The organism is Streptomyces griseicoloratus (assembly GCF_014534645.1).
In the GTDB taxonomy this organism is placed as follows: domain Bacteria; phylum Actinomycetota; class Actinomycetes; order Streptomycetales; family Streptomycetaceae; genus Streptomyces; species Streptomyces griseicoloratus.
The window spans coordinates 21,909-47,284 of record NZ_JACVQF010000036.1 but is presented as its reverse complement, the minus strand read 5'-3'; the positions used below and the strand labels follow the sequence as shown (position 1 = coordinate 47,284).

The following is a 25,376-nucleotide window of genomic DNA, read 5'->3' as shown; positions in this document are numbered from 1 at the left end:
GTCAGGGGCACATGTGGCGGGGCACCATAGTTCGGGGACTGGGTATGCGCGCGGCCACCATGCCGGCTTACGGAGGGCTGGTTCAGTGGGCTGGAGGAGGCCGAGACGAGCGCTGGCCGGGATGTGTGGTTAGGGGTGATTTGACGGTGCGGTACTGACTCCCGTGCTGACTTGGTGCTGGCTACGCTGCGTCGAACTCGGGCATATGGTGAGCTGCTCGGACAGGGACTTGTCCCCTGGTTGCCGTCGCCGGCTCCAGCAGGGCGCTTCGAGGCGGAGGGCGCGTTCTGCGGCTCTTCACTCCGGCAAGCAGTCGTGACGTCCGTTTGCAGGCGCAAAGTTCAACGTCTCCGGATGCCTCTGCGGCACTGCCTGTCCCCGCGAGGCTGCGGCTCTGCTACGCCACGGCAGGCCCCGGGAGAGCAGCCGTCGACCACCCCGTTCTCAGGTTTCCTCCGCAGCGGTCCGGGCGCCCAGTTGCTGCTGGCGGGCGGCCGATTCGGCGGCATTGACGTGTCGATCGGGGCTTGGAGGAGTGGTTCCCGGGAGCGGTGCAGGAATCCTGCCCGAGCGGCCGACCCGCCGCACGACGGCACGCGCCGGTGCGAAATACTCTCCCGATGAGTTCACGCACTTCCCCGATCAGCCAGCCGGTCACGATACGGAGGGCCGTTGCGCGGGATGCCAAACGGCTCACGCGGCTCGTGCGTGGCTCAGGCGCCTACGCGGGTAAGTACGCAGCCGCAGTCGCGGGCTACCGGGTCGGGCCTGATTACCTTGAGGCCCACCGCGCCTTCGTAGCCGTAGGCGCCGACGAGCACGGAGACCGGGTCCTCGGGTTCTACTCGCTCGTCCTCGCTGCATCGGAGCTCGACCTGCTGTTCGTCGCCGACGAAGCGCAGGGACGGGGGATTGGACGGCTGCTCGTCGCCCACATGCAGTCCGAGGCCCGTGCCGCTGGGCTGGACCGTGTCAAGGTCGTGTCGCATCTTCCCGCAGAGGACTTCTATCACCGCGTTGGCGCGGTGCGGATCGGGACCGCGCTCGCGAACCCGCCCGCCGTGCCGTGGGACCGTCCCGAATTCGAGTTTCGCATTCCTTCGGTATGACGCGGTGTGCCGGTTCGCAGGGCACCGGCTGCGCCTGCGTGGTGGCCGCCGCGCAGGAGCCGTGGGTGGCTGCTGACTCCCGTGCCCGACCTCCATGCCGGCGGGGCCACGACCGGGGCCGGGGGCCGTGCTGCCGGGCTGTGGCTCAGGCGTCGATGATGACGGGGATGATAAGGGGCTTGCGGCGGTAGGTGCGGAAGGCCCAGTTCGCCACGGCGCGGGCGAGGAGTTGTTCGAGTTGGCGCGCGTCCCCGACGCCTTCCTCGGCCGCGGTGGCCAGGGTCTTCTCGATGAGGGGGATGACCGGTTCGAAGGTGGCGTCGTCGTGGACGAATCCCCGGGCCAGGAAGTCGGGGGCCTCGGCGAGGGCGCCGGTGTCCGCGTCGACGATGGCCACCACCGTGAGCACGCCTTCGGCGGCGAGGGTGAGGCGGTCCTTGAGGGACGCTTCGGTGGCGCCGCCGACTTCCATGCCGTCCACGTAGACGTTGCCGGCGGGGACCTTGCCGGTGATGGATGTGCGCCCGTCGACGAGGTCGACGACGACGCCGTCCTCGGCGATGACGACCCGGTCGGGGTCGACGCCGGTACGGATGGCGAGGTCGGCGTTGGCCCGCAGGTGGCGCCATTCGCCGTGCACGGGCATGACGTTCCGCGGTTTGACGATGTTGTAGCAGTAGACGAGTTCGCCGGCGCTGGCGTGTCCGGAGACGTGCACCTTGGCGTTGCCCTTGTGGACCACGTGGGCGCCCCATCGGGTGAGTCCGTTGATCACCCGGTAGATGGCGTTCTCGTTGCCGGGGATCAGGGAACTGGCGAGCAGGACGGTGTCGCCCTTGCCGATGCGGATCATGTGGTCGCGGTTGGCCATCCGGGACAGCGCGGCCATCGGTTCGCCCTGGGAGCCGGTGCACACCAGAGTGATCTTGTGGTCCGGGAGCTTCTCCAGCTCCTTGGTACTCACGACCAGACCGGACGGGACCTTCAGATAACCCAGGTCCCGGGCGATGCCCATGTTGCGGACCATCGACCGGCCGACGAAGGCGACCTTGCGGCCGTGCTGGTGGGCGGCGTCCAGGACCTGCTGGATGCGGTGCACGTGACTGGCGAAGCTGGAGACGATCACGCGGCGCGGCGCGGTGCGCATCACCTGCTCGATCGCCGGGTTCAGCTCACGCTCGGAGGTGGTGAAGCCGGGTACTTCGGCGTTGGTGGAGTCGGTGAGGAACAGGTCCACGCCCTCCTCGCCGAGGCGGGCGAAGGCACGTAGATCGGTGATGCGGTCGTCGAGAGGGAACTGGTCCATCTTGAAGTCGCCTGTGTGCAGCACCATCCCGGCCGGGGTGCGGATCGCGACCGCGAGGCTGTCCGGGATGGAGTGGTTGACCGCCACGAACTCGCAGTCGAAGGGCCCGAAGCCGCGCCGGTCGCCCTCCCGCACCCGCACCGTGCGTGGCCGGATGCCATGTTCCTTGAGCTTGGCCTCCAGGAACGCCAGCGTCAGCTTGGAACCGACGACCGGAATGTCGGACCGCTCGCGCAGCAGGTACGGCACGCCGCCGATGTGGTCCTCGTGGCCGTGGGTGAGCACCACGGCCACGACGTCGTCCAACCGGTCCCGGATCGAGGTGAAGTCCGGAAGGATCACGTCCACGCCGGGCTGGGTCTCCTCGGGGAACAGCACGCCGCAGTCGACGATCAGCAGCTTGCCGGCGTGCTCGAAGACGGTCATGTTGCGGCCGATCTCACCCAGGCCGCCCAGGGCGATGACCCGCAGCCCTCCTTCGGGAAGGGGCGGGGCGGCTTTCAGCTCGGGGTGCGGATGACTCATACCCTGACGGTACCCGGAGAGCGGGACAGGGTGATCCATTGATCCGTTGCCCGTGTGATTCAGCAAGCGCTCGATACGACCCGCGGCCATGACGACGTACTGAAGCTCAGGTCGGCATCCCTCTCGTCCGCCCGCTGCCCCAGCCCCAGGACAAGAGGGCAGCCGCGGCCGCAGCGACCGCTGCGGCCCGCGCGTGTCGGGGTCGCTTCACGGGTCGCGCGGGCGGCGAGCACTCCGTCCGCGCACCTCTGCTGAACCGGTAGGACTTCGCCGGCGCCGTCGGAGCCCGTGGAACAGGTCGCCGAGGGTTACAAGGCCATGGACGAACGCCGCGCTATCAAGACACTGCTGAAGCGTGAATCCACCGAGACGGCGGGGGCGACGAGGACGCCGTGGGCCCAGGCCACCCGCATGGCCTGAGCCAGCCGGCCCAGCGCATCGAACAGCTCACCGGGCAGATCGATGCGCTGAACCAGGGCCTGACCCGGCTCGTCGAACGCCACGCCCCGCAGGTGCTCATGCCGGTGGGCAACGGAGCCCGGACAGTGCCGTCACTCTCCTCATGCCGATGGGAGACAACCCCGAGCGGCTGACCACCGAGGCGTCCTTCGCCGCTCTGTGCAGAGTCAGTTCTGTCGAGTGCTCTTCGGGCCGTCGAACCTCGCGCCGGCTCAACCATGGCGGCGACCGCCAGGCCAACGCCGCTCTGCACCCCATCGTGTTCACTCGGCTGCGTCACGACCCGCGCACCCAGGCGCAACTTCCTGGCCGGCCGTAGGGGCAACTGCTGCGCCGTGCCCTGCGCCACTGGGCCTTTGTCGTACCCGGGCCGGGGCGGCAGGAGTGGTCGGCGCAGGACAGACTGGTTTTGCCGGGGGTGGCCCCTCGGGGAGGGCGGCGAAGGCATCCCGGCCGCTGGTCTACCTGAACGATCCGGTCCGGGCGTGATGTGCTGGAGTCGCTGCGCGCCCCAGGCTGGACGGTGGTGAGGCGGCGGTGGGACGATGCGCCGCAAGCGCAGGGTGCTGAGGCATGCGCTCCAACGAGTTGGGCAGTCATCGCGCCTACCGGCGGGCTCGCGGCCGTCGGCTGGTTTGGTTCTTCGTCGGCATGTACTACGCCGGCCTGCGCCCCGAGGGGGCAGTCGTAGCGGCGCTGCCGGACTGCCGCCTGCCCAGCACAGAGCGAGCCCCGGCCACGGTGGCCGGCGCGTCGCGCAGGCCGAGGCGCAGGTGCTCGACGTGGTAGAGGGCCTGCTCCAGGAGTTCGGCGACGTGGTTGTCGTAGAGCGCGTAGATCACCGAGCGGCCCCGACGCTCGCCGGTGACCAGGCCGAGGTTGCGCAGCAGACGCAACTGATGGGAGCAGGCGGACTGCTCCATGCCGACGGCGTCGGCAAGTTCGGTCGCCGCACACGGGCCCTCCTGGAGGCGGGCCAGGATCCGCAGCCGGGAGGGCGTGGCCAGAGCCTGGAGTGTGGCGGCCACGTCGGCGGCGCCCACGGTCTCGAGGCGCTCGCGCGCGGTGGCGGTGGTCTTGGCGTCAGCTCCATGGCCCATGGTTGTCATCCTACGGAAGGAACCCATGAACGCATGAATGAGTCTTCATGTAGTCCTGTACGGTGGAAGGAGTGGCGCCGGCATTCCGGCTGGCCGCTGTCTCGTCATGCCCTCGTGAAGGAGTTCCGCTCCGATGACCTCCACCGTCACCGCAGCCCCACCCGGCCGGGCCACCTCTCCGCGCGACGGCGGCGCGCCCCGGCGCCGTACCCGTGTCCTCGCCCTGCCTGAGGCGCGCTGGGCCGCCGCAGCCACCGTCTTCTTCCTGCTCGCGCTGCCGCTGCAGCTGACCGGTGCTCCGGTGTGGACGTGGGGGCCGCTGTACGCGGTGACGTATGTGGCCGGCGGTTGGGAGCCGGGGTGGGCGGGCCTGCAGGCGCTGCGGGAGAAGACACTCGATGTCGACCTGCTGATGGTCGTCGCCGCTCTCGGGGCGGCGTCGATCGGGCAGGTGATGGACGGTGCGCTGCTCATCGTCATCTTCGCCACGTCCGGTGCGCTGGAGGCGCTGGCCACGGCACGAACCGCTGACTCGGTGCGCGGACTGCTCGATCTGGCACCGGCCACGGCCACCCGCGTCGACGCCGATGGCAGCGAGGCGACCGTCGCCGTGGAGAAGCTGTCCGTCGGCGACACCATCCTCGTACGGCCCGGCGAGCGCATCGGTGCCGATGGCCGGGTGCTCGACGGGACGAGCGACGTCGACCAGGCGACCATCACGGGTGAGCCGTTGCCCGTGGCCAAGGAGCGGGGCGACGAGGTCTTCGCGGGCACCCTCAACGGCACCGGCGCCCTGCGCGTCCGTGTGGACCGTGATGCCTCCGACACGGTCGTCGCCCGGATCGTGCGGATGGTGGAGGAGGCGTCCGAGACCAAGGCGCCGACCCAGTTGTTCATCGAGAAGGTCGAACAGCGTTACTCGCTGGGCATGGTGGTGGCGACGCTGGCCGTCTTCCTCGTCCCGTTGGCCTTCGGCGCGGACCTCACCGATGCGTTGCTACGGGCGATGACCTTCATGATCGTGGCCTCACCGTGCGCGGTCGTCCTGGCGACGATGCCGCCCCTGCTGTCGGCCATCGCGAATGCCGGACGGCATGGTGTGCTGGTCAAGTCGGCGGTGGTGATGGAGAGGCTGGGGCAGGTCGACGCGGTGGCGCTCGACAAGACCGGCACGCTGACCGAGGGCACGCCGCGGGTCACGGACGTCCGGCCGCTCGCCGGCTCCGGGCTGGACGAGGGTGAGTTGCTCGTCCTCGCGGCCGCCGCTGAGCACCCGAGCGAGCATCCGCTGGCCCGTTCCGTCGTGGACGCGGCACGCGAACGCGGGCTCGCCCTGCCGATGGCAGAGGACTTCGACTCCACGCCCGGCGTCGGGGTGACAGCCACCGTCGACGGGCGCGTGGTCGCGGTCGGCGCCCCGGCGCGGCTCCTTCGTGGGGCGACGGACGCGGACTCCGCCCTCGCGGCGGTGCTTGTCGGTGAGCTGGAGGACGGCGGACGGACCGCGGTCCTGGTCACGGTGGACGGTACGCCGGTGGGCGTGCTCGGCATTGCGGACCGCCTGCGGCCCGACGCCACCGCCACCGTCACCTCACTGACGTCCCTCACCGGAACCGCACCCGTACTGCTGACCGGCGACAATCCGCGCGCCGCCGCCCGCCTGGCCGCCGAGGTCGGCATCGAGGACGTACGGGCCGGGCTGCTGCCCCAGCACAAGGTGAGTGCGGTGCGAGAGCTGGAGGACTCCGGCCGCAAGGTGATGGTCGTGGGCGACGGCGTCAACGACGCCCCGGCGCTGGCAGCTGCCCACACCGGTATCGCGATGGGCCGGGCGGGCTCCGACCTCGCCCTGGAGACCGCCGACGCCGTCATCGTCCGCGACGAACTCTCCACAGTCCCCGCCGTGATCGCCCTGTCCCGGCGCGCCCGCAGGCTCGTCGTGCAGAACCTGGTCATCGCCGGAGTCTTCATCACCGGCCTGGTGATCTGGGACCTGGCCGGCACCCTGCCGCTGCCGCTCGGCGTCGCGGGCCACGAGGGCTCCACCGTCATCGTCGGCCTCAACGGACTGCGGCTGCTGCGCGAAGCGGCCTGGAAGCGGGCCGCCGAGTGAGCCGCCGCAAGGCTCCCGCACAGGCGGCACCCCGGTGCACGGTGACCGTGTGCCGGGGGTGCTGCTGCGGCACGGCCAAGGTACCCGGCACCGATCACGCCGCCCAAATCGCCGTGCTGAAGGCCGAACTGGGGGCGGTGGCCCAGGTCCGGGCGGTGAACTGTCTCGACGCGTGCGAGCAGGCCAACGTCATCGTCGTACAGCCGTCTTCACCCGGGCGGGCCGCAGGCGGGCGGCCGGTCTGGCTCGGCCTGGTCAACGACCCTGACGCGACGGGCGACATCGTGGCGTGGGTGCGTTCCGGCGGACCGGGCCTCGCCGAACCGCCGGACATCCTCGACCTGTACGAGTTCGGCCCGTCCCGGCGCGTACGACGGGCCGTCGAGGGCTAGTTGGTGACGACGGCGATGCTGCTGGTGTTGTGCAGCACGGCGGCCAGGACGGGGTTGATGGAGCCGCCGGCGCCGGCGATGAGGCCGGCGAGGTTCACGCCGATGGACAGGGCGTAGTTCTGCCGTACGACGTGCAGGGTGTGGCGGCTGAGTTCCACCACAGCGGCGACATTCCGCAGGTCGTTACCGGCCAGGGCGATGTCGGCGGTCTCCAGCGCCACATGGGAGGAGTGGGTGAGGGATCCTCCATGCGTGCGTCCTCACCCCGGCCCCTGGCTCCGCTGATGACCGGCGTCTCCCTGGTCTTCCTCGCGGACTGCGGCAGTCCGTCGGATTCCGGAAGGGGCGTCGATGCCGCGCGGAGCGCCACCGGGTCGTCTGCCGTCCCGGTGGTGGCCTCGACGAACGTCTACGGCGACATGGTGCAGCAGGTCGGGGGCGGGAAGGCGGAGGTCACCTCGATCATCAGCGACCCCGACCAGGACCCGCACTCCTACGAGGCCGACACCCTGAACCGGTTGGCGCTGTCCAAGGCGAAGGTCGTCATCGAGAACGGCGGCGGTTATGACGACTTCATGGACCGCATGCTCGGAAGCGGCGACTCGTCCGCCGAGGTGATCAATGCGGTCGAGGTCTCCGGAAAGACCGCCCCGGCGGGCGGCGAGCTCAACGAGCACGTCTGGTACGACTTCCCCACGGCGGCCCGGCTTGCCGACCGCATCGCGGCCGCCCTGGCCAGGGCCGACCCGGACGCGGCAGCCACCTTCACCGAGAACGCGAAGGACTTCAAGGAGAAGCTGAAGCCGCTGGAGCAGAAGGAAACCCGTATCAGGACCGCTCACGGCGGCGAGGCGGTGGCCGTCACCGAGCCCGTGCCGCTGTACATGATCGAGGCCGGCGGGCTCGAGAACGCGACGCCTGCGGCGTTCAGCGAGGCCATTGAGGAAGGCGACGACGTCTCCCCGAGAACCCTGCAGGAGACCCTGGCGCTGTTCACCGACAGAGAAGTCAGGGCGCTGGTCTTCAACGAGCAGACCTCCGGCCCGCAGACCGAGAAGGTCCGGCAGGCGGCCAAGGCCGCCGGAATTCCGGTCGTCCCCGTCACCGAGACCCTGCCCGAGGGCAAGGACTACCTCGGCTGGATGACCGCCAATGCCGACGCGCTGGCGAGCGCACTGGACAAGTGAGGCGTCCCGACATGTCCGTACTGCGTGCCCGGGAGAACACGACCGAAGACCAAGGCGCGGGCGCCGCGGTGATCAGTCTGCGCTGTGCGGCCCTGTCCTATGGCGAGCGCGTGCTGTGGCAGGGCCTCGATCTCGACGTACAGCCGGGCGAGTTCCTGGCCGTGCTCGGGCCGAACGGGTCGGGCAAGACCAGCTTCGTACGCGCTCTGCTCGGCCAGCGGCAGCTGTCTGCCGGCACGTTGAGGGTCCTGGGCCGCCCACCCCGCAAGGGCAGCCGGCACATCGGCTACGTCCCGCAGCAGACGACGCTGTCCGCGCACGCGATGCTGCGCGCCCGGGACCTGGTCCGCTTCGGCATCGACGGGCACGGCACCGGTGCTGCTGCCCCTGCTGAGCACGGTGTTCGCGATGATCTCTATCGAGGGCGGCATCCTGCCGGCCCTGGGCAGCAGGATCCCCATCAGTCCTTACGTCACCACGATCTCGTTCACGATCTACATGGTGTGCAGGCTCGTGGGCGCCTACCGGACCAGGCAATGGAGAGTCGCGAGAACCGCGCCCGAGCCAGGCCAGCCCACTGACGCGCCCCCGTCCGGACACGTTCCAGGGGCACATGAGGCCGGTGCCATGTCACGCTGGACGGCACAGGTGGGCTCAGGCGGTGCCACCGAGCGTGAGGGTGGTCGCATCGATGAAGCCGATCTCGACCCGCAGCAGGCCGGTGATGCCGGGCACGGTGAGCAGAGCGCGGGGCGTTCCGCCGCACCAACGTCGGATGTCGTCTTCAGGTCCGGCCATGTCGACGCGGGCCACGCCGGTGGGGCGGCGTCGGTGTGCGGCGGCCCGGCGGCCAACGCCCTCCCGGCGGGACTACGCGCCGGAGGCCGGCTGTGTCGGCTCAATCGATGTCACGTACGCCGAGGCGCAGGTGCTCGATGTGGTGGACGGCCTGGTCGAGGAGTTCGGCGACGTGGTTGTCGTAGAGGGTGTAGACGATGCGGCGGCCGTCGCGCCGGCCGGTGACCAGGCCGAGGGTGCGTAGCAGGCGCAGCTGGTGGGAGACGGCGGACTGTTCCATGCCGACGGCGGCGGCGAGGTCGCCGACGGAGCATGGCGCGTGCCGCAGGGTGGTGAGGATCAGCAGCCGGGAGGGGGTGGCCAGTGCCTGGAGCGTGGCAGCGACGGACGTCGCGGTGGTTTCATCGAGGCGGGCGGCCGCGATGGTGTCGCGGCCGCCCGTGGCTTGCACGGATTCACCGGCGTGCACGGGCCCGTGCCTCCCGGGGCGGTCGGACGAACTGCAGCGTCAGCGTGGTCGGTGGTTCGGCGACGCCTGGCCCGCCGGCGGCGGCCCAGTTCAGCAGGTCGTCTGTGCAGTCGTCGTCCAGGGCGAAACCGATCCACACGGCGCGGGCGCCGGCACGGCGGCCGGCGGTGGAGGGCTGGACGACGATGATGTTGGCCTGGTCGCAGGGGCCGAGGCAGTCCGTCGTGCGGACGGCGAGCCGGCCGCCCGAGCCGACGGCTGCGGCTCGCAGCCGGTCGAGTTGCCATGTGTGGTCGGTGCCGGGGTGCTTGCGCGGGTTGCCGCAGCAGCAGCCCCGGCACACGACGAGGGTGCAGGGCCGGTTCGCGGCCTGGATCAGGGAGCGGTTCACAGGGCGGTCCGGGAGGGCACGCCGTAGGCCCTGATACGGCCGTCGCGCCAGGCGGCGATCAGCAGATGGGGGCCGGCCCAGGACAGCGCCGCGACGGCCGAGCCGTGCCCGTCCAGTTCACGTACCGGGCTCAGACGTGTCCGGGGCCGACCCGCCGTGGCGCACCAGAGAGCTACGGTGCCGTCGTGGCCGCCGCTGGCCAGATGGCCGGCCGGGCCCGGTCGCCAGGTCAGCGCGGTGATCGTCTCGTGGCAGCGCAGTTGGCGCGGCGCGGTGCCGGCCGGTCCCTTGCCGGAGAAGTCCCAGACGGTCACGTCGGGTGCGCCGTCGGCGGCCAGCCAGAAGCCGGTGTCGTCGAAGGCGAGGCGGGAGACCTTCTCGGGGTAGCCGGACATGGTCAGCTCGCTGCCGTCGCGGGTGCGCCAGATGTGGATGGAGGCGTCCTGGTTGCCGCTGCAGATCCACTTGCCGGTCGGTGCGACGGCCAGTGCCAGGTGCGAGCCGACGTAGGGGTAGGTGGCCACCGGCTTGTGGGTGTGGCGTTCGTGGCAGCGCACGGCCCCGTACGCTGCCACGGCCAGACGCCTCCCCTGCCGCATCCAGGCCAGGTCGGTGACGGTCGACGCGGCGGGCTCGGTGCGCCACAACTCGGTGCCGCCGGAGTCCAGGACGAGCGCGCGGCGGCCGGAGGCGACCGCCACCCGTTCGTGATCGGCCCAGGCTGCTGCTGCCGACCAGGCACCGGACTCGCGTACGGTCGTATGCCCGTCCTTGCGCCGCCACAGGGCGTAACCCATCGCGCCGGAGACCGCCAAGTTGCCCGCGTCCGGGGCGAGTTCGGTGCGCAGTGCCCCGCCGGGCAGGTCGAGTGCCCCCATCTCGGCGCCCATCGCGGCGTCGAGTACCTTGACGGTGCCCTCAGCGCCGGCGACGGCGACCAGGTCGTCGCGCGCTGTGAGTGTCACCGGGGCGTCGTCGATGGTGATGTCCCAGGCGACGGTCAGGTCGGAGTCGACGGTGAGGCTCACGCGGCGGCTCCAGCGGTGGCCAGGCAGCCGGTGAAGCCGCGCTCCAGCTCGTCGCGGTCGAGGTTGCGGCCGATGAAGACCAGTCGGTTGCGGCGCGGCTCGCTCTCGCGCCAGGCGCGGCCGAACTCGCCGACCAGGAGCATGTGCACGCCCTGGAAGACGTACTGCTCGGGGGCTCCGGCGATGGCGAGGATGCCCTTGGAGCGGAAGATGTCGACGCCCTTGGTACGCAGCAGATTGCCGAGCCAGGCGTTGAGACGGTCCTCATCGAGTTCACCGTCGACGTCGATGCCGACCGAGGTGACGGTGGTGTCGTGCTGGTGTTCGGTCTCGGTGAGGAAGGACGGGTCCTCCCTGAGGACCCGGTCCAGGTCGAACGCTCCCACGTCCAGCACCTTGCGCAGGTCCACCTGGGCGTGCTGGGCGCGCAGGATCTGAACGGGCGCGTTGATGGCACGGATGCGTGTCTCGACCTCGGCGACGGTCTCCTCGTCCACCAGGTCGGTCTTGTTGAGGACGACCCGGTCGGCAAAGGCGATCTGCTCGACGGCCTCGTTCTCCACGCCCTCCGGCTTGACCTCGTCGAGGTGCTGGAGCACGTGGGCGGCGTCGACGAGCGTGATGATGGCGTCCAGACGCAACTGGGAGGCGATCTCGTCGTCCATGAAGAAGGTCTGCGCGACCGGTGCCGGGTCGGCGAGCCCGGTGGTCTCGATGAGGATGTGGTCGAACTGCTCGCGGCGGCGCATCAGCGCGCCGAGGATGCGGATGAGATCGCCGCGCACGGTGCAGCAGATGCAGCCGTTGTTCATCTCGAAGATCTCTTCCTCGGCGTCGAGGACGAGCGCGTCGTCGATGCCCACCTCGCCGAACTCGTTCTCGATGACGGCGATCCGCATTCCGTGGTTCTCGGTGAGGACGCGGTTGAGCAGGGTGGTCTTGCCCGAGCCGAGAAAGCCGGTCAGGACGGTGACGGGGACGCGTTCGTCGCGCGCGTCGGGGGTGGTCAAGTCGGGCTCCTGTCAGTGTTGTGGGTCGGTCAGGAGGGCGGCCCGCAGGTCGTCCTCGGTGATCTGGTCGGCGGGCCGGTACAGCGTCCAGCGGTGGGCCCGGCCGTCCATGGGCAGCACGGCGACGACCGTCTCGAGCGGTGGGCAGCCCGGCTCGGTGCAGGCGAGCTGACGGACCATCACGGCAGTGTCGTCGTCCAGTCCGAGCAGGGCGCGCACGGTCTCCTTCAGTTCGCGCAGCTGCGGGCTCGGCCCGCGGCTTCCGGGGCGCGCTCCCAGTGGTGGCATGGCGGTTCTCCTTCGTCCCCGGAGGGCTGGCAGTTGGCACAGATGCCGGTGAGTTCGACGGTGTGCTCGACCGCGGCGTAGCCGGTGTCGGCGGCGATCCGCCCGGCCCACTCCTCCACGACGTCCGAGTCCACGGGGCGGCTGCGACCGCAGGCGCGGCACAGCAGGTAGTGGCGGTGGCCGTCGGCGGGGCGGGTCCGGTAGAGCCGTTCGCCGGCCTCGTCGCGTACGACGTCGGCGCCGCCCGACGCCTCCAGGTCGCGCAGGGCGCGGTAGACCGTGGTCAGGCCGATGCGGATTCCGTCCGTGACGAGCAGGGCGTGCAGTTCCTGCGCGGACACGAAGTCCTGGCGGCGCGCAAGCGCACGCATGACAGCCGTTCGTTGCCGGGTGGTCCGGCCGCCCACGGCAGATCACCTCCTGGCACTCGTCGAACGCTGCACCCAAGCTAAATGAAAATGAAATCCATATCCATATGAATCAGATGTCATGCATCGCTGCGTTCGGCGGGCTTGCCGGGTGCGTGGACGGTGCCTGGGTGCGGCCGGAGCCGGCGCGGGCGGGAGTGGCTATTGGCATGCTGGGCGGAATGAACGGCCTGGGTGGTGAGGCGGTCCGGCTACCCTGCTGATCAGCCTGTTCGGCTTCGCCGACTCGTGGCGGTCATCCTGGACAAGGCGATGGGCCCGATCGTGGTCCTGGTCGCACTGCCCACCCGGCCGGCGGTGGTCTGGGCCTCCGAGGTGGATGCGGGGCCGGTCTTCGGCGCCTGGGCGTGACGGCGGCGAAGGCCGTCCCGCGAGCGCCGTTGCGGTGCCGCCCAGAAGTACGGCGTTTCCGGCACCCGTCGAGGCCATTGAACCGTCGCTGTCTGAGGAACCGCGGGCCGGGGACGCATCGGCTGCTCCGATGCCGGATGAACCGTCGTCCGCCGTGCCCGTTCCGCCCGTGCCGTTGGAGGAGCCGTTGCCCCATCCGTCGCCGGTTAGACGGCGTTCGGGCTCTCGTCGGAGGCTGCGCTGGCTGTACCCGGACCGCGTACGCACGTCCACCGACGGCGGCCCAGTCCACATGCACGCGGACAGCTTCGCATCGTCGTCGCAGGCACACCCCACGGGCGCCGCCATCCCGACGAGGATTACGTGTTGGCCCAGTGCGCCAGGGCCGCGCCGACGGGCGGTGACTCCTTCGCCATCGACGCGTACGCGTTCGCCGAGGGGCTCGTCATGGCAGGCCCCGCGCTCCTGCACTTCCTCAGCGGCAGCGACGTCGGTCTCCAGGGTGCATGGCCGGGAATGAGCGGGCTCCCGGCGGCACCGCGTGTCGCCCGGCGTATCGAGTACACCCGCACGGGAAGGCGGGTGCTACGCCTGGGCGGATGGCGCAGTCCCGATGCACCGCCACCCGGCCGAGGGCCGTATGAGTGCCATGCTGCACCGTTTCCAGGATGCAGTGCACGCCCTCGAACTCCGACTGCCGCGCTTCCGGCTCGCCGAGATGGACATCTTCGTCCACCGCCACCGCTGCTGGCACGGTCGGGACCCGCACGCCGGCGAGCGCACCGTCCGCATCCTCACCCAGCGCACGGCGGACGCCTGCCGAGCGACGCAGGTACCGCAAGCGCGCCGCTGTCCTGGCGGAGGTCTCGGGTGGAACGGCAGGGGCCCGCAGCCGGCTTCGGACGCAGCCCGACATCGTCCGATGCCATGCCGCGATCAGGGGCCGTGTACTCACCCTCGCTCGCCGCGAGGTACGTTGGCATGCGCGTCGGTCACGCCGGTCCAGGCCGAAGAGCGTCTCGCGACAGGATCCGGCATGCGGTCGCGGCCGGGTGAAGCTGCACCAGGCGAGCGCCTCAGCACTCTGGGCACCGGCTGACGATCTCGGCCGGGCTGTCGCGGCTGGGTGTGCCGGCGCTCGTCAGAGTGGTTGCCAGACGCGTGCCAGCGCTGACGTGGTGAGGACCTGGTCCGGGTGCCCCTGTTCGGCGAGGCGGCCGTCCTGGAGCAGGAGGCATGCGTCCGCCGCGCGCGCGACCTCCAGGTCGTGCGTGGCCTGGACGACGGTCACTCCGTCGGCGACGACTGCCGTCAGCAGCGCACCGATCCGCTCCCTCGCCTCCGGATCCAGACCTGTGGTCGGCTCGTCGAGGAGCAGCAGGTCCGACTCCTGCGCCAATCCTTGTGCGATGAGCGCGCGTTGACGTTGTCCCCCCGACAGCTCCCCCAGTTGGCGGGAGGCGAGGTCCCGGATGTCGAGCCGGTCGAGCACCGCGTCCACGGCCGCGTGGTCCTGTCGGGTCAGCCGGCGCCACGGCCCGCGCTCGCCCCAGCGTCCCATCTCCACGGTCTGCCGGACGGTGAGCGGCAGGGTGTCGCCGACCGCTCCGCGCTGCGGTACGAACGCGGGTGGCCGATCTCCATTGCGGTGGAGATCGCCGGATGTCGGGTGGATCACACCGGCGAGAACGCCGAGCAAGGTCGACTTGCCGCTGCCGTTCGGGCCGACAAGCGCCGTCGTGGCCGACTTGGGTATCTCTGCGCTGACTTCGCGAAGCACTGGGCGGCCTGGATAGCCGGCGCACAACCCGGAGAAGTGGATGTGAGCAGTCCGCTTCAGGGGTGGGGTGGGTGAGGGCCGCGGTGTTTTGAACATGATTTTCATTGTAGTGTGCTTCGGCATGGAATGGTTGACGGCCCCGTTCGAGGTGACCTTCGTGCAGCGCGCCCTGTGGGGCGGGATACTCGTGTCCGCGATTTGTGCGCTGGCGGGCACCTGGGTGGTGCTGAGGGGGATGGCCTTCCTCGGTGACGCCATGTCCCACGGGCTGCTGCCGGGCGTCGCGCTGGCCGCGTTGTTCGGCGGGAACCTGATGGTGGGAGCGGTGGCAAGTGCCGCCGTCATGACGGCCGGCGTCACCGCTCTCGGCCGCACACCGAGGCTGTCCCAGGACACTGGCATCGGGCTGCTGTTCGTCGGCATGCTCTCGCTCGGCGTGATCATCGTCTCGCGCTCGCAGTCCTTCGCGGTCGACCTGACCGGCTTTCTCTTCGGTGACGTCCTCGCCGTCCGGCAGCAGGACCTGCTCGTGCTCGCGGTGGCGTTGCTCGCGGCGCTGGTGGTGTCGGTCCTCGGTCACCGCGCCTTCCTGGCCCTGGCGTTCGACGCGCGCAAGGCCCACACCCTGGGGCTGAGGCCGCGCCTGGCCCACGCCGTGCTGCTCGGCCTGCTCGGTCTGGCGATCGTCGCCTCGTTCCATATCGTGGGAACGCTGCTCGTCCTCGGACTGCTCATCGCACCGCCGGCGGCCGCTCTGCCCTGGGCCCGCAGCGTGCGCGGGGTCATGGCGCTCGCCGCCCTGCTCGGCGCCGGCGCCACGTTCGGCGGGCTGCTTCTGTCCTGGCACCTGAGCACCGCCGCCGGCGCGACCGTCGCGGCCCTCGCGGTGACCCTGTTCTTCCTCTCCCACGTGCTGTCCGGGCTGCGTCACCGCCGTGCGCGCCACGCCCCCGCACCCGTACTCGAAGTCAACTGAAAGAAGCCTGAGGCGATCGTCATGACCGTCCGCAGAAACGTCACTCCGTGGGCCTCGGCCGCACTGGTACTCACCGCGTTGCTCGCCACGAGCTGCGCGGGAGACAAGGACAACGACTCCCGTCCCGCGGCGAGCTCCCCCTCCGCCACTCCGCACGGGTACGTCGAAGGAGCACAGGAGGCCGCCGAGCAGCAGTCCCGGCTCCTCCTGAACGACCCCGACAGCGGAAACAACAGGGTCCTCGACCTCATCACCGGCAAGGTGCACAGGACCGCCCCGGTGAAGGGCGCCGTCCGGCTGGGGACGGACGGCAGGTTCGGCTACCTCCACACGTCCGGCGGCACCCATGTGCTCGACAGCGGCGCCTGGATGGTGGACCACGGAGACCACGTCCACTACTACAGCGCGGCGGTACGGGACGTGGGTGAGCTTCCCGCGGGCAGCCGGGCGCAGATGCGCAGCGATGTCGTCGTGACCGCGGTGACGGACGAGGACGGGCGCGCCTCTCTCTACGACCGGAGCGAGCCGGAGAAGGGCAGCATCGCCTCCCCTCGGGCGCTGCCGGGCACCTACACCGGCGCCGTCGTGCCGTACGAGGAGCACCTGCTCGCCTTCGCGGACGAGGGCGGCACCGCCGAGCTCGTCGTCCTCGACCGAGAGGGTGAGCGCGTCGCCTCCCCGGACGTGGAGTGCGAGGAGCCGCGAGGAGACGCCGTCACCCGACGCGGCGTGATCCTGGGCTGCGCCGACGGCGCCCTGCTCGTCCGTGCGCAGGACGGTGCATTCACCGCCGAGGAGATCCCCTACGGAAAGGACGTCCCGGCGAAGGAACGGGCCGCTTCCTTCCGCCAGCGACCCGGCAGTGACACCCTCACCGCCCCGGCCGGAAGCGACGCCGTATGGGTCCTCGACGTCACCGAGCGGACCTGGACCCGGGTGGAGACCGGACCGGTCGTCGCCGCCAACACCGCCGGAGAGGGCTCCCCGCTGCTCGTGCTGGAGACCGACGGCTCGCTGCACGGCTATGACATCGCCACCGGAAAACAGACCACGCGGACCAAGCCGCTGCTGACGGGAGGAAAGCAGACCGGCACCGACGGCAGCGCCCCCGTCATCGAGGTCGACCGCAGCCGCGCCTATGTGAACGACCCCGAGGGCAAGAAGGTGTTCGAAATCGACTACAACGACGGCCTGCGCATCGCGCGCACCTTCGACCTGGACGTCAAGCCGGTCCTCATGGCGGAGACCGGACGATGAGCCGGACCGAGGTGAAGCAGCGCGCGAGGGTGGGCATCGCACGCCTGCGCAGCCTGATCCTGGGCCTGCTCGCCCTCGTCATGGCCGCCACCGCGACGGCCTGCACCACCGACGACGACCGGCCCGGCATCGTCGTCACGACCAACATCCTCGGCGACGTCACCCGGGAGATCGTCGGTGACGAAGCGGACGTCACCGTCCTGATGAAGCCCAACGCCGACCCGCACTCCTTCGGACTCTCGGCGGTCCAGGCCGCCGAGCTGGAACAGGCCGACCTGGTCGTCTACAACGGTCTGGGACTCGAGGAGAACGTACTGCGACACGTGGACGCCGCCCGCGAGTCCGGCGTCGCCGCCTTCGCGGCCGGCGAGGCGGCCGACCCGCTCACCTTCCACACCGCCGACGACGGCGGCCCCGAGGGCGAGGAAGGGCAGCCCGACCCGCACTTCTGGACCGATCCCGACCGGGTGCGCAAGGCCACCGGCCTCATAGCCGACGAGGTCATCGAGCACGTCGACGGCGTGGACGCGGACACGATACGCGCCAACGCCGACCGCTACGCCGAAGAACTCGCGGACCTCACCGCTTGGATGGAGAAGTCCTTCGACCGCATCCCCGAGGACGAACGGGCCCTGGTCACCAACCACCACGTCTTCGGTTACCTCGCCGACCGTTTCGGCTTCCAGGTGATCGGCGCGGTCATCCCCAGCGGCACCACGCTGGCCTCCCCCAGCTCCTCCGACCTCCGCTCACTCACCGAGGCGATGGAGAGGGCAGACGTACGCACCGTCTTCGCCGACTCCTCCCAGCCCACACGGCTCGCCGAGGTACTGCGCACAGAGTTGGGCGGCCCGGTCCAGGTCGTCGAGCTCTACTCGGAGTCGCTGACCGCCAAGGGCGAGGGCGCCGACACCTACCTGCGGATGATGCGCGCCAACACCACCGCCATGGTCGACGGCCTGACCGGCGCCTGACCCACAGATTCTCCCTGCCCGCCTTCGGACGGGCCGACACCGTCACACCACATCGCCGCCACCGGGCGGCGCGGAAAGGAACACACCGATGAACAAGTCGATACGGAACAGAGCCCTCACCGGCACGGCACTCGCCCTGGCGGCCTCCACGGTTCTGACCGCCTGCGGAGGGGGCGACTCCGCCTCCGCCGACGCCAAGGCCGGCGGCACCGCGAGCGCCACGCCCGCGGCGGCGGTCAAGGACCCGCTGGTCGCCACCTTCGACGGCGGCCTCTACATTCTGGACGGCGAGAGCCTGAAACTCGCCAAGACCATCGAGATCCCCGGCTTCAACCGAGTCAACCCCGCGGGCGACGAGGACCACGTCGTCCTCTCCACCGACAGCGGCTTCCGCGTCCTGAACGCCACCGGCCAGACCCTCACCGACATCGAGTACAAGGGCGCCAAGCCCGGCCACGTCGTACGTCACGCCGGCAAGACCGTGCTCTTCACCGACGGCACCGGAGAGGTCAACGTCTTCGACCCCGCCGAACTGAGCAGTGGCAAGAAGCCGGCCGGACGCACCTACACCTCCGCCGTGGCACACCACGGTGTCGCCATCGAACTGGCCAACGGCGAACTCCTCAGCACCCTGGGCACCGAGGAGAAGCGCACCGGCGCGCTGGTGCTGGACGAGAACAACAAGGAGATCGCGCGCAACGAGAACTGCCCAGGCGTCCACGGCGAGGCGGCGGCCAAGGACGAAGCCGTCGCCGTCGGCTGCGAGGACGGCATCCTGATCTACAAGGACGGCAAGTTCACCAAGGTCGACGCCCCCGACGACTACGGCCGCATCGGCAACCAGGCCGGCAGCGACACCTCGCCGATCCTCCTGGGCGACTACAAGACCGACCCCGAGGCCGAGCTGGAGCGGCCCACCCGCGTCTCCCTCATCGACACCGAGAAGAAGAAGCTGCGCCTGGTGGACCTGGGCACCAGCTACTCCTTCCGCTCACTGGCCCGCGGCCCGCACGGTGAGGCGCTGGTCCTCGGCACCGACGGCGCCGTCCACGTCATCGACCCGAACACCGGCAAGACCGTGAAGAAGATCCCCGCCGTGGGCGAGTGGCAGGAGCCGCTGGACTGGCAGCAGGCCCGGCCCACCCTGTTCGTCCGCGAGCACACCGCGTACGTCTCCGAGCCCGGCAAGAAGGCCCTGCACGCCATCGACCTGGACACGGGGAAGAAGATCACCTCCGTCACCCTGCCGGAGAGCACCAACGAGCTGTCGGGTGTCGTCGCCGGACACTGAACCCGCACCCGTGCCCTCGCCGCCACGGTCTTCCGGCCGCGGCGGCGAGGGCACACCACGTACCGCCCGCGCGGCGGATCCGGCCGCCCATCGCGACGAGGGCGTGGCGTCCGGACGCCGACCGGTTCCGCCGACGGGACCGCTGGTCCGCCCGCGAGTCCTCATCCTCGACGAGTCCACCGCCCCCCTCCTGGGGCGGGCACGGTGCGCGGGTCGGCCAGAACGAGGCGCTGTTCGCCGAGGCCGTGCGCACCCTGGCCGACCGCAAGACGCTGCTGGTCATCGCGCACCGGCTGAGCACCGTCGTGCACGCGGACCAGATCCTGGTCCTGGAGGACCGCGAGATCACCGAGCGAGGCACGCACGACGACCTGGTGACGGCGGGCGGCACGTACGCGTCCTTCTGGCAGCGGCGGGCCCGGGCCCACGGCTGGCGGCTGGAGGCGGCACGGTCATGACCCCGCACCCGGCACCAGCGACCTACCGGACACAGCCGCAGCGTCAGAGGGAAGGCACGACACGATGAGCGCCGGCCTGAGGAACACCTGGGACTCATGGGCGAGTTCCGTCCCGCCACTCGCATACTCGAGCACCTTGGAGCCCTGCCACGACCCCGCGGCCGCCGCCACCCGCCTCGCCCAAGCCGCTCTCGCCGACCAGTACATGGTCTACGAGGCAGCAGGCGGTGTCTGGTACTTCGCGGCGGGCTCCGCCGTGGACCTCACCGCGCACCCGACCACCATCACCGCGCGGGCGGCGGGGCGCACCTGGACCTCCCCGACCGACGGCAGGCCACTGACGGTGTTCGCCGACGCACTGAGCGCCCTGTCCGCGGCGCGCGGCGCGCACGACGGCGGACGTCACTTCTACGGCTGGGCGGCCTTCGAACTCGCCCACATCCTCCACGCCGACCCTGCGGCCACCGGTGACGGACCTCTGCCACACGCGCTGATCCCGTCCGCCGAGGTGACCCTCACCGGCGACCGGACCGTGGTCCGCGCGGTGGACGAGGCGTGGCTCCGCAAGGTCGCCGACCTGCTGGCGGAGCCGACGACCCGGCAGCTCCCACCCGACGGGACCACTCCCGAGGCGACCGAGCGGATCATCTCGTCCGGCACCGCCGCCTACGGCAGCGCGGTGTCCCGCACGGTCGAGGACATCCGCGCCGGGCTCCTGGAGAAGGCCGTTGTCTCCCGGAGGGTTCCACTGCCCGCCGGACCACCCGTGGACTTCCCCGCGGCCTACCTCGCGGGCCGCCGGGCCAACATCCCCGCCCGCTCCTACCTGCTGGATCTCGGCGGCTACCGGGCAGCCGGGTTCAGCCCGGAGACCGTCCTGGAGGTCGGGGAGAACGGCCGCGTCAGCACGCAGCCGCTCGCCGGCACCCGCGCCCGCGGTACGGACCCGGCGGAGAACGAGCGCCTGCGCGCGCAACTGCTCACCGACCCCAGGGAGATACACGAGCACGCCGTGTCCGTACGTCTGGCCTGGGACGAGATGGCCGTGGTGTGCCGGCCCGGTTCCGTCGCGGTCGAGGAGTTCATGGCGGTCCGGCCGCGCGGTTCGGTGCAGCACCTCGCCTCCCGGGTGACAGGCCGACTGCGGCCCGACGCCGGACCGCGGGACGCCTTCGCCTCCCTCTTCCCCGCGATCACCGCCACCGGCGTCCCCAAGCGCTCCGCCCTCCGGGCCCTGGCACGCCACGAGGAGGGACCACGCGGTCTGTACGGCGGCGCGGTCTTCCGGGGGAGCACCGGCGGCGCCCTCGACGCCGCACTCGTCCTGCGCACCCTCATCGGCGAGGGCGACGAGACGTGGCTGCGCGCGGGCGCGGGAGTCACCGCTCAGTCCAGCCCCGAACTCGTGCGCTGGTCGCCGACTGCGGCCGCGAGGCCAGCCTCGGCGAGTCCTCCTCGTAGCCGCGTCGCTCGCGCGACGGGTCCCCTCCGGCCGTGACTCGGCGGAGTCACGGCCGGCACCGGCCGCTTGGCGTGCCTGCGGACGTCAGGGCAGGCGCAGGAGGTTGAGCCGGTAGCCCTCGGCCTGGGGGAGCCGCTGCGCGGCGATTGCGGACACCAGCTGCTGGTAGGGGAGCGGCAACTGGGCCACCAGGTCTTCGGGGAGGCTGGTGAGGGTGTGTGACGCCAGTACGCGTGTACCCGGCCGCCAGTCGGCCAGTTGGGCCGGATCAGGGCAGTACCAGTGCATACGGGCCTCGACCTTGCTGAGGGCGTCGTGCTGTTCCTGAGTGTCGAAGAAGCCGGGGCCGGCGGTGTCGAGGGCCAGCAGGGCGCCCGGGAAGCGGTCGGCGAGGAGGTCGATGACCCGGCGTACATCGGGTTCGTGCAGGTAGGGCAGTACGGCCTCCGCGACGAACAGGTACGGCCCGGTGGCGTGCGAGGCCACCTCCGCGGCCCACGCCTCGTCCGTCACCGAGGCCGCGATCATCGTCCGCCGGGGGCTGTCCGTGAAGAAGTTCCGGCGCAGGGCGATCACATCGGGCAGGTCGAGATCGAACCACCGGGCGCGGCCGTTGTCGACACGTTCGTGGCGTGTGTTCAGCCCGGTGCCGATCTCGACCACGGTGGCGTCGGGATGCGCGGACAGGAAGTCCGCCACCCACCGGTCGAAGAGGAGGGTGCGCAGAAGTGCGCCGGTGAGGCTCGGGAGATCGTCGAAGCGTTTGAAGTCGTAGTCGATCGAGGCGGCGATCTCTTCGGCCCGCGCGTCCCTCAGCAGTGCGTGTTCCTTGCGGTTCTCCACGGCGCGGGCGTACAGCGGTATGAGGAGGGTCTCCTGTACCGTCCCCAGACGCGGCTTCTTCCTGTCGTCCATGAGCGGCCTCTCTGACACAGGTGTGTACCGGGCCGGACGGTGCCGTGGCTGCGACCACCGCCCGGCCCGGAGTTTCAGCGCCCCGTCACGGTGGCGAGGTGGTCGTGCTCGTGCGCGCAGCTCTCGTCGAAACCGTAGGTGTCCCAGGCGGGGAAGGGGTCGGAAGTGGGCAGAGCTTCGCCTTCCTGCATGAGGCAGCCGGTCAGGGCCGCCCGCAACGGCTCCGCACCCAACTGGGTTCCGATGAAGACGAGTTCCTGGGCGTAAGGGCTGTCGGTGTCGCGAGCGGAGGAAGGCTCGAAGCGCGCCACCGAACCGGCCTGCGACCACAGCCCCGTCACATGGGGCCGGCTGGCGAGGGTGAAGAAGCCTTTGGACCTGAGGACCTGTCCGTAGGCGCCGCTGTCCAGAGCCTCCGTCACGAACGTCCACAACCGCCCGGGGTGGAAGGGCGTACCGGAGCGGAAGACGGTCGAGGAGATGCCGTACTCCTCCGTCTCGGGAACGTGGTCGCCGTTGAGTTCTCTGACCCACCCCGGGGCCTGTTGCGCTCGTTCCAGGTCGAAGCGGCCGGTGCCCAGGACCTCGCCGACCGGTACGCGGCCTCGTACGGCCGGCACCACGCGGGCGGCGGGGTTGAGCCGTGTCAGGGTGGCCCGCAGCCGGTCGGCGGACGCGGCGTCGACGAGGTCGAGCTTGTTGAGGACGATGACGTCGGCGAACTCGACCTGGTCCATCAGCAGGTCGCTGACCGTGCGTTCGTCGTCCTCGTACTGGTCCAGGCCCCGTTCGGCCAGTTCGTCACCTCCGGCCAGCTCGGGCAGGAAGTTGGCGGCGTCCACGACCGTGACCATCGTGTCCAGCCGGGCCAGGTCGCCGAGGGTGGCACCGTCGTCGCGGGCGAAGGCGAAGGTGGCAGCCACCGGCATGGGTTCGGAGATACCGGAGGACTCGATGAGGAGGTAGTCGAAGCGCCCCTCGCGCGCCAGGCGGTCCACTTCCTCCAGCAGGTCGTCGCGCAGGGTGCAGCAGATGCACCCGTTGGTCATCTCGACCAGGCGTTCCTCGGTGCGGGACAAAGCGGCCTCGCCGCCGCGCACGAGGGCGGCGTCGATGTTGACCTCGCTCATGTCGTTGACGATGACGGCGACACGCAGGCCCTCGCGGTTACCGAGGACGTGGTTGAGCAGGGTGGTCTTGCCGGCACCGAGAAAGCCCGACAGGACGGTGACGGGAAGGCGCGGCGAGGGGGAGTGGGACATGCTGGGTCAGCCTTCGGGGCGGAGCAGGCCACGCTCGTACGCCTTGGCCAGCCGCTGGGGAACGAGGTACGGCACGCCGTCCACCGTGACCGTCACCAGCTGCGGCGTCGTGGCCTTCCACTGCGCGCGACGGTGCCGGGTGTTGCTGCGCGACATCTTGCGTTTGGGTACGGCCATGAGGACCTCCGGGTGCGATCGGTGAGCGAGGCAGACGATACATGAAAATGGATGTCATTACGATCCGCACCTCGTGCCCCTATCTTGTGCCGTGCGTCCCTGACGCTGGACGAACCGGCGAAGGTCTGCTGCTTGTAGTGTTTGTGGCCCTGCTTGTCGGTCAGGTACTGGGCGATTTCGGTGCCCGCTCCGGCGAACGCCAACTGGCCTGCGGCTCCCGTGCGCGCGAGCAGCCGGCCGTACCAGCCAAGCTCCTTGCGGGGGATGAGGAACCCGTCCTGGATCCGTTCTCTGTGGTCGTCGACAGGTACCTTCACCGCGCCGGCGTACACGAGGTTCCGTTCCGACAGCACTGGGTCCGCACTCCCTCGCCGTGTGGCCGGCCTCGCGGGCAGCAGTCCTTCGCCCGGCGCCTGCAGAGCGTTGACGGTGATGCCGTCCAGCGCGAGCAACTCGGTGGACATCAAGAGACACGGCGTGGTGTTCCACTCGGCGAGGTGGAAGTGCTCGGCGCGCTCGCTGCCCTGGCCAGCTGCTTGAATGCCGAGCGGTCGGCCTTGGCGGTGCGCTTGGTGGCCTTCTGGTGGTTGCCGTTGACCGTCACCACGAAGACGCGCGACGGCTCGCCTGGGCGCCACGCTTCGATGAAGAAGTCGGGTCGTGGCCGTGCGCCCAGGGACGGTCGCGGGCCGGAGCGCGCGAAGCCCGCAAGGGACAGTCGAAACGAGTGGCGTCCGAGAGGTGTATTTCGAGGTGATTTGACGGTGCCGTGCTGACTTGGTGCTGACTACGCTCCGTTGAACTCGGTCATTTGGGCTGATGGACCCAGGGCAGCCGGCGGTAGGTGACTCGGCTGGAGAGGCAGGTGCCTCGCTTGATGCGGAGCCGAGTCGGTCCGCACCTGGTCCGGATCCCGGTGTTGTGCCAGCGGAGGAGCTTCCTGCGGTACTACATGGCACAGGTCGTACATGCCGTCCGTGGGCAGCCCACGTCAGTCCCGGGTGCCCGGCAGCCGGGACCCGTCCGCGGAGGGCCCCGATGTCCTCTCGGAAAAGCGCCCGCCACGTCTGTCGTCCGCCGCGCCGGGTGCTGCGGTCACCACGGTACGGGCGTCCCGTCCCAGGAGAAGAACGCGCCGGTCGGCCCGTCGTCCTGGAGGAGAGCCAGTCGTACGGCCCCCTGGGCGGCCTCGGCCGGGTCCCCGCCGACCGCGGCCGCCCCCGGGACGAGGTCGGTGGCCCGCGCACCGGGGGCGAGCGCGTTGACCTTGAAGCCCTCCTCGGCCAGCGTCAGGGCGTACAGGACGGTCAGGGCGTTGAGGGCGGCCTTCGACGACCGGTACGCGGCCGCATGGCCGCGGCCGGGAGTGAACTGCGGATTGGGGCTGGTACTCCAGGTCAGCGACGCGGTCCCGCTGGAGACGTTGACGATCCGCGGGGACGGCGAACGGCGCAGGGCCGGCAGGAAGGCGTTCGTGACCGCAACGACCCCGAACACGTTCGTCTCATAGGTACGCCGGAAGTCCTCCAAGCCGGTCTCGGCCACCGGGTCGAGCGAGACGTTGATGCCGGCGTTGTTCACCAGGACGTCCAGCCGGTCCACCCGCGCCGCGGCCGCGGCGACGGAGCCGGGATCCGTCACGTCCAGGACCAGCAGGCGCGCACCCGCGCCGATCTGCTCGACGGTCCGCCGCCCGCGCTCGGCGTCCCGGGACCCCACGTACACGCGGAAGCCCTCCGCGGTGAGGAGGCGGGCGATGTGCTTGCCGATGCCTTTGTTGGCACCGGTGACGAGTGCTGTGCGATCGTTCATGGCAGCCACGGTCCCCTGGCGGCGACCACCCTGCCAGGGACAACCTGTACCAGGCAAC

Annotated in this window: 27 protein-coding genes and 2 pseudogenes; 13 read left to right on the top strand and 16 right to left on the bottom strand. The window is 70.5% G+C overall.

The annotated features are described in order from the left end of the window. Positions 1-620: 620 nt before the first annotated feature. Positions 621-1,109, top strand: a complete 489-nt coding sequence (locus H0H10_RS01565) for a GNAT family N-acetyltransferase (protein ID WP_188178955.1) — start codon at positions 621-623, stop codon at positions 1,107-1,109. 145 nt (positions 1,110-1,254) lie between these two features. Here H0H10_RS01565 and H0H10_RS01560 read toward each other — a convergent pair whose 3' ends face one another. Together H0H10_RS01560 and H0H10_RS01555 are read right to left on the bottom strand one after the other, a co-directional pair. Next, positions 1,255-2,940 carry a ribonuclease J gene (locus tag H0H10_RS01560; RefSeq protein WP_188178954.1) on the bottom strand — a complete coding sequence of 562 codons (1,686 nt, stop codon included), beginning with the start codon at positions 2,938-2,940 and terminating at the stop codon, positions 1,255-1,257. Between the two features lie 308 nt (positions 2,941-3,248). Beyond that, the gene (locus H0H10_RS01555) at positions 3,249-3,443 is read right to left on the bottom strand and encodes a hypothetical protein (protein ID WP_188178959.1); all 195 of its coding nucleotides are present in this window, start codon (positions 3,441-3,443) and stop codon (positions 3,249-3,251) included. A gap of 59 nt (positions 3,444-3,502) precedes the next feature. Between H0H10_RS01555 and H0H10_RS39505 the strand changes: the two genes are divergently transcribed. Further along, positions 3,503-3,718 carry a transposase gene (locus H0H10_RS39505; protein WP_373566783.1) on the top strand — a complete coding sequence of 72 codons (216 nt, stop codon included), beginning with the start codon at positions 3,503-3,505 and terminating at the stop codon, positions 3,716-3,718. Positions 3,719-4,055: 337 nt separating this feature from the next. Here H0H10_RS39505 and H0H10_RS01545 read toward each other — a convergent pair whose 3' ends face one another. Continuing rightward, positions 4,056-4,499 (bottom strand): ArsR/SmtB family transcription factor, encoded by a 444-nt coding sequence (locus H0H10_RS01545; RefSeq protein ID WP_223179226.1) that lies wholly within the window; start codon positions 4,497-4,499, stop codon positions 4,056-4,058. A 133-nt stretch (positions 4,500-4,632) separates the two neighbouring features. Here H0H10_RS01545 and H0H10_RS01540 point away from each other — a divergent pair, with 133 nt between their 5' ends. Next, positions 4,633-6,612, top strand: coding sequence for a heavy metal translocating P-type ATPase (locus H0H10_RS01540; protein ID WP_188178953.1), 1,980 nt, complete (start codon positions 4,633-4,635; stop codon positions 6,610-6,612). Then, positions 6,609-7,004 carry a (2Fe-2S) ferredoxin domain-containing protein gene (locus tag H0H10_RS01535; protein WP_188178952.1) on the top strand — a complete coding sequence of 132 codons (396 nt, stop codon included), beginning with the start codon at positions 6,609-6,611 and terminating at the stop codon, positions 7,002-7,004. Before H0H10_RS01540 ends, H0H10_RS01535 begins: the two co-directional genes overlap by 4 nt. Here H0H10_RS01535 and H0H10_RS01530 read toward each other — a convergent pair. Beyond that, on the bottom strand, positions 7,001-7,225 hold the full coding sequence (locus H0H10_RS01530; protein WP_223179225.1) for a hypothetical protein: 225 nt from the start codon (positions 7,223-7,225) through the stop codon (positions 7,001-7,003). The genes H0H10_RS01535 and H0H10_RS01530 overlap by 4 nt on opposite strands. Before the next feature lie 27 nt (positions 7,226-7,252). Here H0H10_RS01530 and H0H10_RS01525 point away from each other — a divergent pair, with 27 nt between their 5' ends. Together H0H10_RS01525 and H0H10_RS01520 are read left to right on the top strand one after the other, a co-directional pair. After that, complete coding sequence (locus H0H10_RS01525) at positions 7,253-8,191, top strand: metal ABC transporter solute-binding protein, Zn/Mn family (RefSeq protein WP_188178951.1); 939 nt, start codon at positions 7,253-7,255, stop codon at positions 8,189-8,191. A gap of 11 nt (positions 8,192-8,202) precedes the next feature. Beyond that, positions 8,203-8,568, top strand: a pseudogene (locus H0H10_RS01520) (ATP-binding cassette domain-containing protein); the annotation flags it as partial. Positions 8,569-8,845: 277 nt separating this feature from the next. Here H0H10_RS01520 and H0H10_RS01515 read toward each other — a convergent pair. From H0H10_RS01515 to H0H10_RS01485, 7 genes are all read right to left on the bottom strand, one after another. Beyond that, a complete protein-coding gene (locus tag H0H10_RS01515; protein ID WP_188178950.1) occupies positions 8,846-8,989 on the bottom strand; it encodes a hypothetical protein in 144 nt (47 codons plus the stop codon). Positions 8,990-9,089: 100 nt separating this feature from the next. Further along, positions 9,090-9,440 carry an ArsR/SmtB family transcription factor gene (locus tag H0H10_RS01510; RefSeq protein WP_188178949.1) on the bottom strand — a complete coding sequence of 117 codons (351 nt, stop codon included), beginning with the start codon at positions 9,438-9,440 and terminating at the stop codon, positions 9,090-9,092. 4 nt (positions 9,441-9,444) lie between these two features. Then, positions 9,445-9,849 carry a (2Fe-2S) ferredoxin domain-containing protein gene (locus H0H10_RS01505; RefSeq protein ID WP_188178948.1) on the bottom strand — a complete coding sequence of 135 codons (405 nt, stop codon included), beginning with the start codon at positions 9,847-9,849 and terminating at the stop codon, positions 9,445-9,447. Then, positions 9,846-10,877, bottom strand: coding sequence for a WD40 repeat domain-containing protein (locus tag H0H10_RS01500; protein ID WP_188178947.1), 1,032 nt, complete (start codon positions 10,875-10,877; stop codon positions 9,846-9,848). The genes H0H10_RS01505 and H0H10_RS01500 overlap by 4 nt, the downstream gene beginning before the upstream one ends. Beyond that, the gene (locus H0H10_RS01495; protein WP_188178946.1) at positions 10,874-11,887 is read right to left on the bottom strand and encodes a CobW family GTP-binding protein; all 1,014 of its coding nucleotides are present in this window, start codon (positions 11,885-11,887) and stop codon (positions 10,874-10,876) included. The genes H0H10_RS01500 and H0H10_RS01495 overlap by 4 nt, the downstream gene beginning before the upstream one ends. A gap of 12 nt (positions 11,888-11,899) precedes the next feature. Further along, a complete protein-coding gene (locus tag H0H10_RS01490; protein ID WP_223179233.1) occupies positions 11,900-12,106 on the bottom strand; it encodes a hypothetical protein in 207 nt (68 codons plus the stop codon). Between the two features lie 8 nt (positions 12,107-12,114). Continuing rightward, positions 12,115-12,546 (bottom strand): Fur family transcriptional regulator, encoded by a 432-nt coding sequence (locus H0H10_RS01485; RefSeq protein ID WP_223179224.1) that lies wholly within the window; start codon positions 12,544-12,546, stop codon positions 12,115-12,117. Positions 12,547-12,831: 285 nt separating this feature from the next. Between H0H10_RS01485 and H0H10_RS40425 the strand changes: the two genes are divergently transcribed. Then, positions 12,832-12,954, top strand: coding sequence for a hypothetical protein (locus H0H10_RS40425; RefSeq protein ID WP_262506220.1), 123 nt, complete (start codon positions 12,832-12,834; stop codon positions 12,952-12,954). Positions 12,955-14,095: 1,141 nt separating this feature from the next. Here H0H10_RS40425 and aztA read toward each other — a convergent pair. After that, positions 14,096-14,839, bottom strand: a complete 744-nt coding sequence (aztA, locus tag H0H10_RS01480; protein WP_188178957.1) for a zinc ABC transporter ATP-binding protein AztA — start codon at positions 14,837-14,839, stop codon at positions 14,096-14,098. Positions 14,840-14,855: 16 nt separating this feature from the next. Between aztA and aztB the strand changes: the two genes are divergently transcribed. The 6 genes and pseudogenes from aztB (at position 14,856) to H0H10_RS01450 (ending at position 21,188) form a co-directional block, all read left to right on the top strand. Further along, positions 14,856-15,710, top strand: a complete 855-nt coding sequence (aztB, locus tag H0H10_RS01475; protein WP_188178943.1) for a zinc ABC transporter permease AztB — start codon at positions 14,856-14,858, stop codon at positions 15,708-15,710. A 21-nt stretch (positions 15,711-15,731) separates the two neighbouring features. After that, positions 15,732-16,967 (top strand): hypothetical protein, encoded by a 1,236-nt coding sequence (locus H0H10_RS01470; protein WP_188178942.1) that lies wholly within the window; start codon positions 15,732-15,734, stop codon positions 16,965-16,967. Beyond that, positions 16,964-17,941, top strand: a complete 978-nt coding sequence (aztC, locus tag H0H10_RS01465) for a zinc ABC transporter substrate-binding protein AztC (protein WP_188178941.1) — start codon at positions 16,964-16,966, stop codon at positions 17,939-17,941. The genes H0H10_RS01470 and aztC overlap by 4 nt, the downstream gene beginning before the upstream one ends. 88 nt (positions 17,942-18,029) lie before the next feature. Next, complete coding sequence (gene aztD / locus H0H10_RS01460; RefSeq protein ID WP_188178940.1) at positions 18,030-19,232, top strand: zinc metallochaperone AztD; 1,203 nt, start codon at positions 18,030-18,032, stop codon at positions 19,230-19,232. Between the two features lie 275 nt (positions 19,233-19,507). Beyond that, positions 19,508-19,690 (top strand): annotated as a pseudogene (locus tag H0H10_RS41055) (ABC transporter ATP-binding protein); the annotation flags it as partial. Between the two features lie 64 nt (positions 19,691-19,754). Continuing rightward, positions 19,755-21,188: a salicylate synthase gene (locus H0H10_RS01450; RefSeq protein ID WP_188178939.1), complete on the top strand. Its 1,434-nt coding sequence runs from the start codon at positions 19,755-19,757 to the stop codon at positions 21,186-21,188. A 48-nt stretch (positions 21,189-21,236) separates the two neighbouring features. Here H0H10_RS01450 and H0H10_RS01445 read toward each other — a convergent pair whose 3' ends face one another. From H0H10_RS01445 to H0H10_RS01430, 4 genes are all read right to left on the bottom strand, one after another. Continuing rightward, positions 21,237-22,067, bottom strand: coding sequence for a class I SAM-dependent methyltransferase (locus tag H0H10_RS01445; RefSeq protein ID WP_188178938.1), 831 nt, complete (start codon positions 22,065-22,067; stop codon positions 21,237-21,239). A gap of 74 nt (positions 22,068-22,141) precedes the next feature. Further along, complete coding sequence (locus H0H10_RS01440) at positions 22,142-23,329, bottom strand: GTP-binding protein (protein ID WP_188178937.1); 1,188 nt, start codon at positions 23,327-23,329, stop codon at positions 22,142-22,144. Between the two features lie 6 nt (positions 23,330-23,335). Beyond that, positions 23,336-23,506, bottom strand: a complete 171-nt coding sequence (gene rpmF, locus H0H10_RS01435) for a 50S ribosomal protein L32 (protein ID WP_007387878.1) — start codon at positions 23,504-23,506, stop codon at positions 23,336-23,338. 1,095 nt (positions 23,507-24,601) lie between these two features. After that, complete coding sequence (locus H0H10_RS01430; protein ID WP_188178936.1) at positions 24,602-25,318, bottom strand: SDR family oxidoreductase; 717 nt, start codon at positions 25,316-25,318, stop codon at positions 24,602-24,604. Positions 25,319-25,376: the final 58 nt, after the last annotated feature.

What these genes read in the sequence shown, in the direction of transcription:
- H0H10_RS01540 (WP_188178953.1), top strand. Translation starts at nt 4,633, where the DNA reads ATGACCTCCACCGTCACCGCAGCCCCACCCGGCCGGGCCACCTCTCCG.
- H0H10_RS01450 (WP_188178939.1), top strand. Translation starts at nt 19,755, where the DNA reads ATGAGCGCCGGCCTGAGGAACACCTGGGACTCATGGGCGAGTTCCGTC.
- H0H10_RS01485 (WP_223179224.1), bottom strand. Translation starts at nt 12,546, where the DNA reads ATGCGTGCGCTTGCGCGCCGCCAGGACTTCGTGTCCGCGCAGGAACTG.
- H0H10_RS01470 (WP_188178942.1), top strand. Translation starts at nt 15,732, where the DNA reads ATGACCGTCCGCAGAAACGTCACTCCGTGGGCCTCGGCCGCACTGGTA.
- H0H10_RS01515 (WP_188178950.1), bottom strand. Translation starts at nt 8,989, where the DNA reads ATGGCCGGACCTGAAGACGACATCCGACGTTGGTGCGGCGGAACGCCC.
- H0H10_RS01525 (WP_188178951.1), top strand. Translation starts at nt 7,253, where the DNA reads ATGCGTGCGTCCTCACCCCGGCCCCTGGCTCCGCTGATGACCGGCGTC.
- aztB (WP_188178943.1), top strand. Translation starts at nt 14,856, where the DNA reads ATGGAATGGTTGACGGCCCCGTTCGAGGTGACCTTCGTGCAGCGCGCC.
- aztA (WP_188178957.1), bottom strand. Translation starts at nt 14,839, where the DNA reads ATGAAAATCATGTTCAAAACACCGCGGCCCTCACCCACCCCACCCCTG.
- H0H10_RS01565 (WP_188178955.1), top strand. Translation starts at nt 621, where the DNA reads ATGAGTTCACGCACTTCCCCGATCAGCCAGCCGGTCACGATACGGAGG.
- aztC (WP_188178941.1), top strand. Translation starts at nt 16,964, where the DNA reads ATGAGCCGGACCGAGGTGAAGCAGCGCGCGAGGGTGGGCATCGCACGC.
- H0H10_RS01560 (WP_188178954.1), bottom strand. Translation starts at nt 2,940, where the DNA reads ATGAGTCATCCGCACCCCGAGCTGAAAGCCGCCCCGCCCCTTCCCGAA.
- H0H10_RS01445 (WP_188178938.1), bottom strand. Translation starts at nt 22,067, where the DNA reads ATGGACGACAGGAAGAAGCCGCGTCTGGGGACGGTACAGGAGACCCTC.
- rpmF (WP_007387878.1), bottom strand. Translation starts at nt 23,506, where the DNA reads ATGGCCGTACCCAAACGCAAGATGTCGCGCAGCAACACCCGGCACCGT.
- H0H10_RS39505 (WP_373566783.1), top strand. Translation starts at nt 3,503, where the DNA reads ATGCCGATGGGAGACAACCCCGAGCGGCTGACCACCGAGGCGTCCTTC.
- H0H10_RS01440 (WP_188178937.1), bottom strand. Translation starts at nt 23,329, where the DNA reads ATGTCCCACTCCCCCTCGCCGCGCCTTCCCGTCACCGTCCTGTCGGGC.
- aztD (WP_188178940.1), top strand. Translation starts at nt 18,030, where the DNA reads ATGAACAAGTCGATACGGAACAGAGCCCTCACCGGCACGGCACTCGCC.
- H0H10_RS01430 (WP_188178936.1), bottom strand. Translation starts at nt 25,318, where the DNA reads ATGAACGATCGCACAGCACTCGTCACCGGTGCCAACAAAGGCATCGGC.
- H0H10_RS01545 (WP_223179226.1), bottom strand. Translation starts at nt 4,499, where the DNA reads ATGGGCCATGGAGCTGACGCCAAGACCACCGCCACCGCGCGCGAGCGC.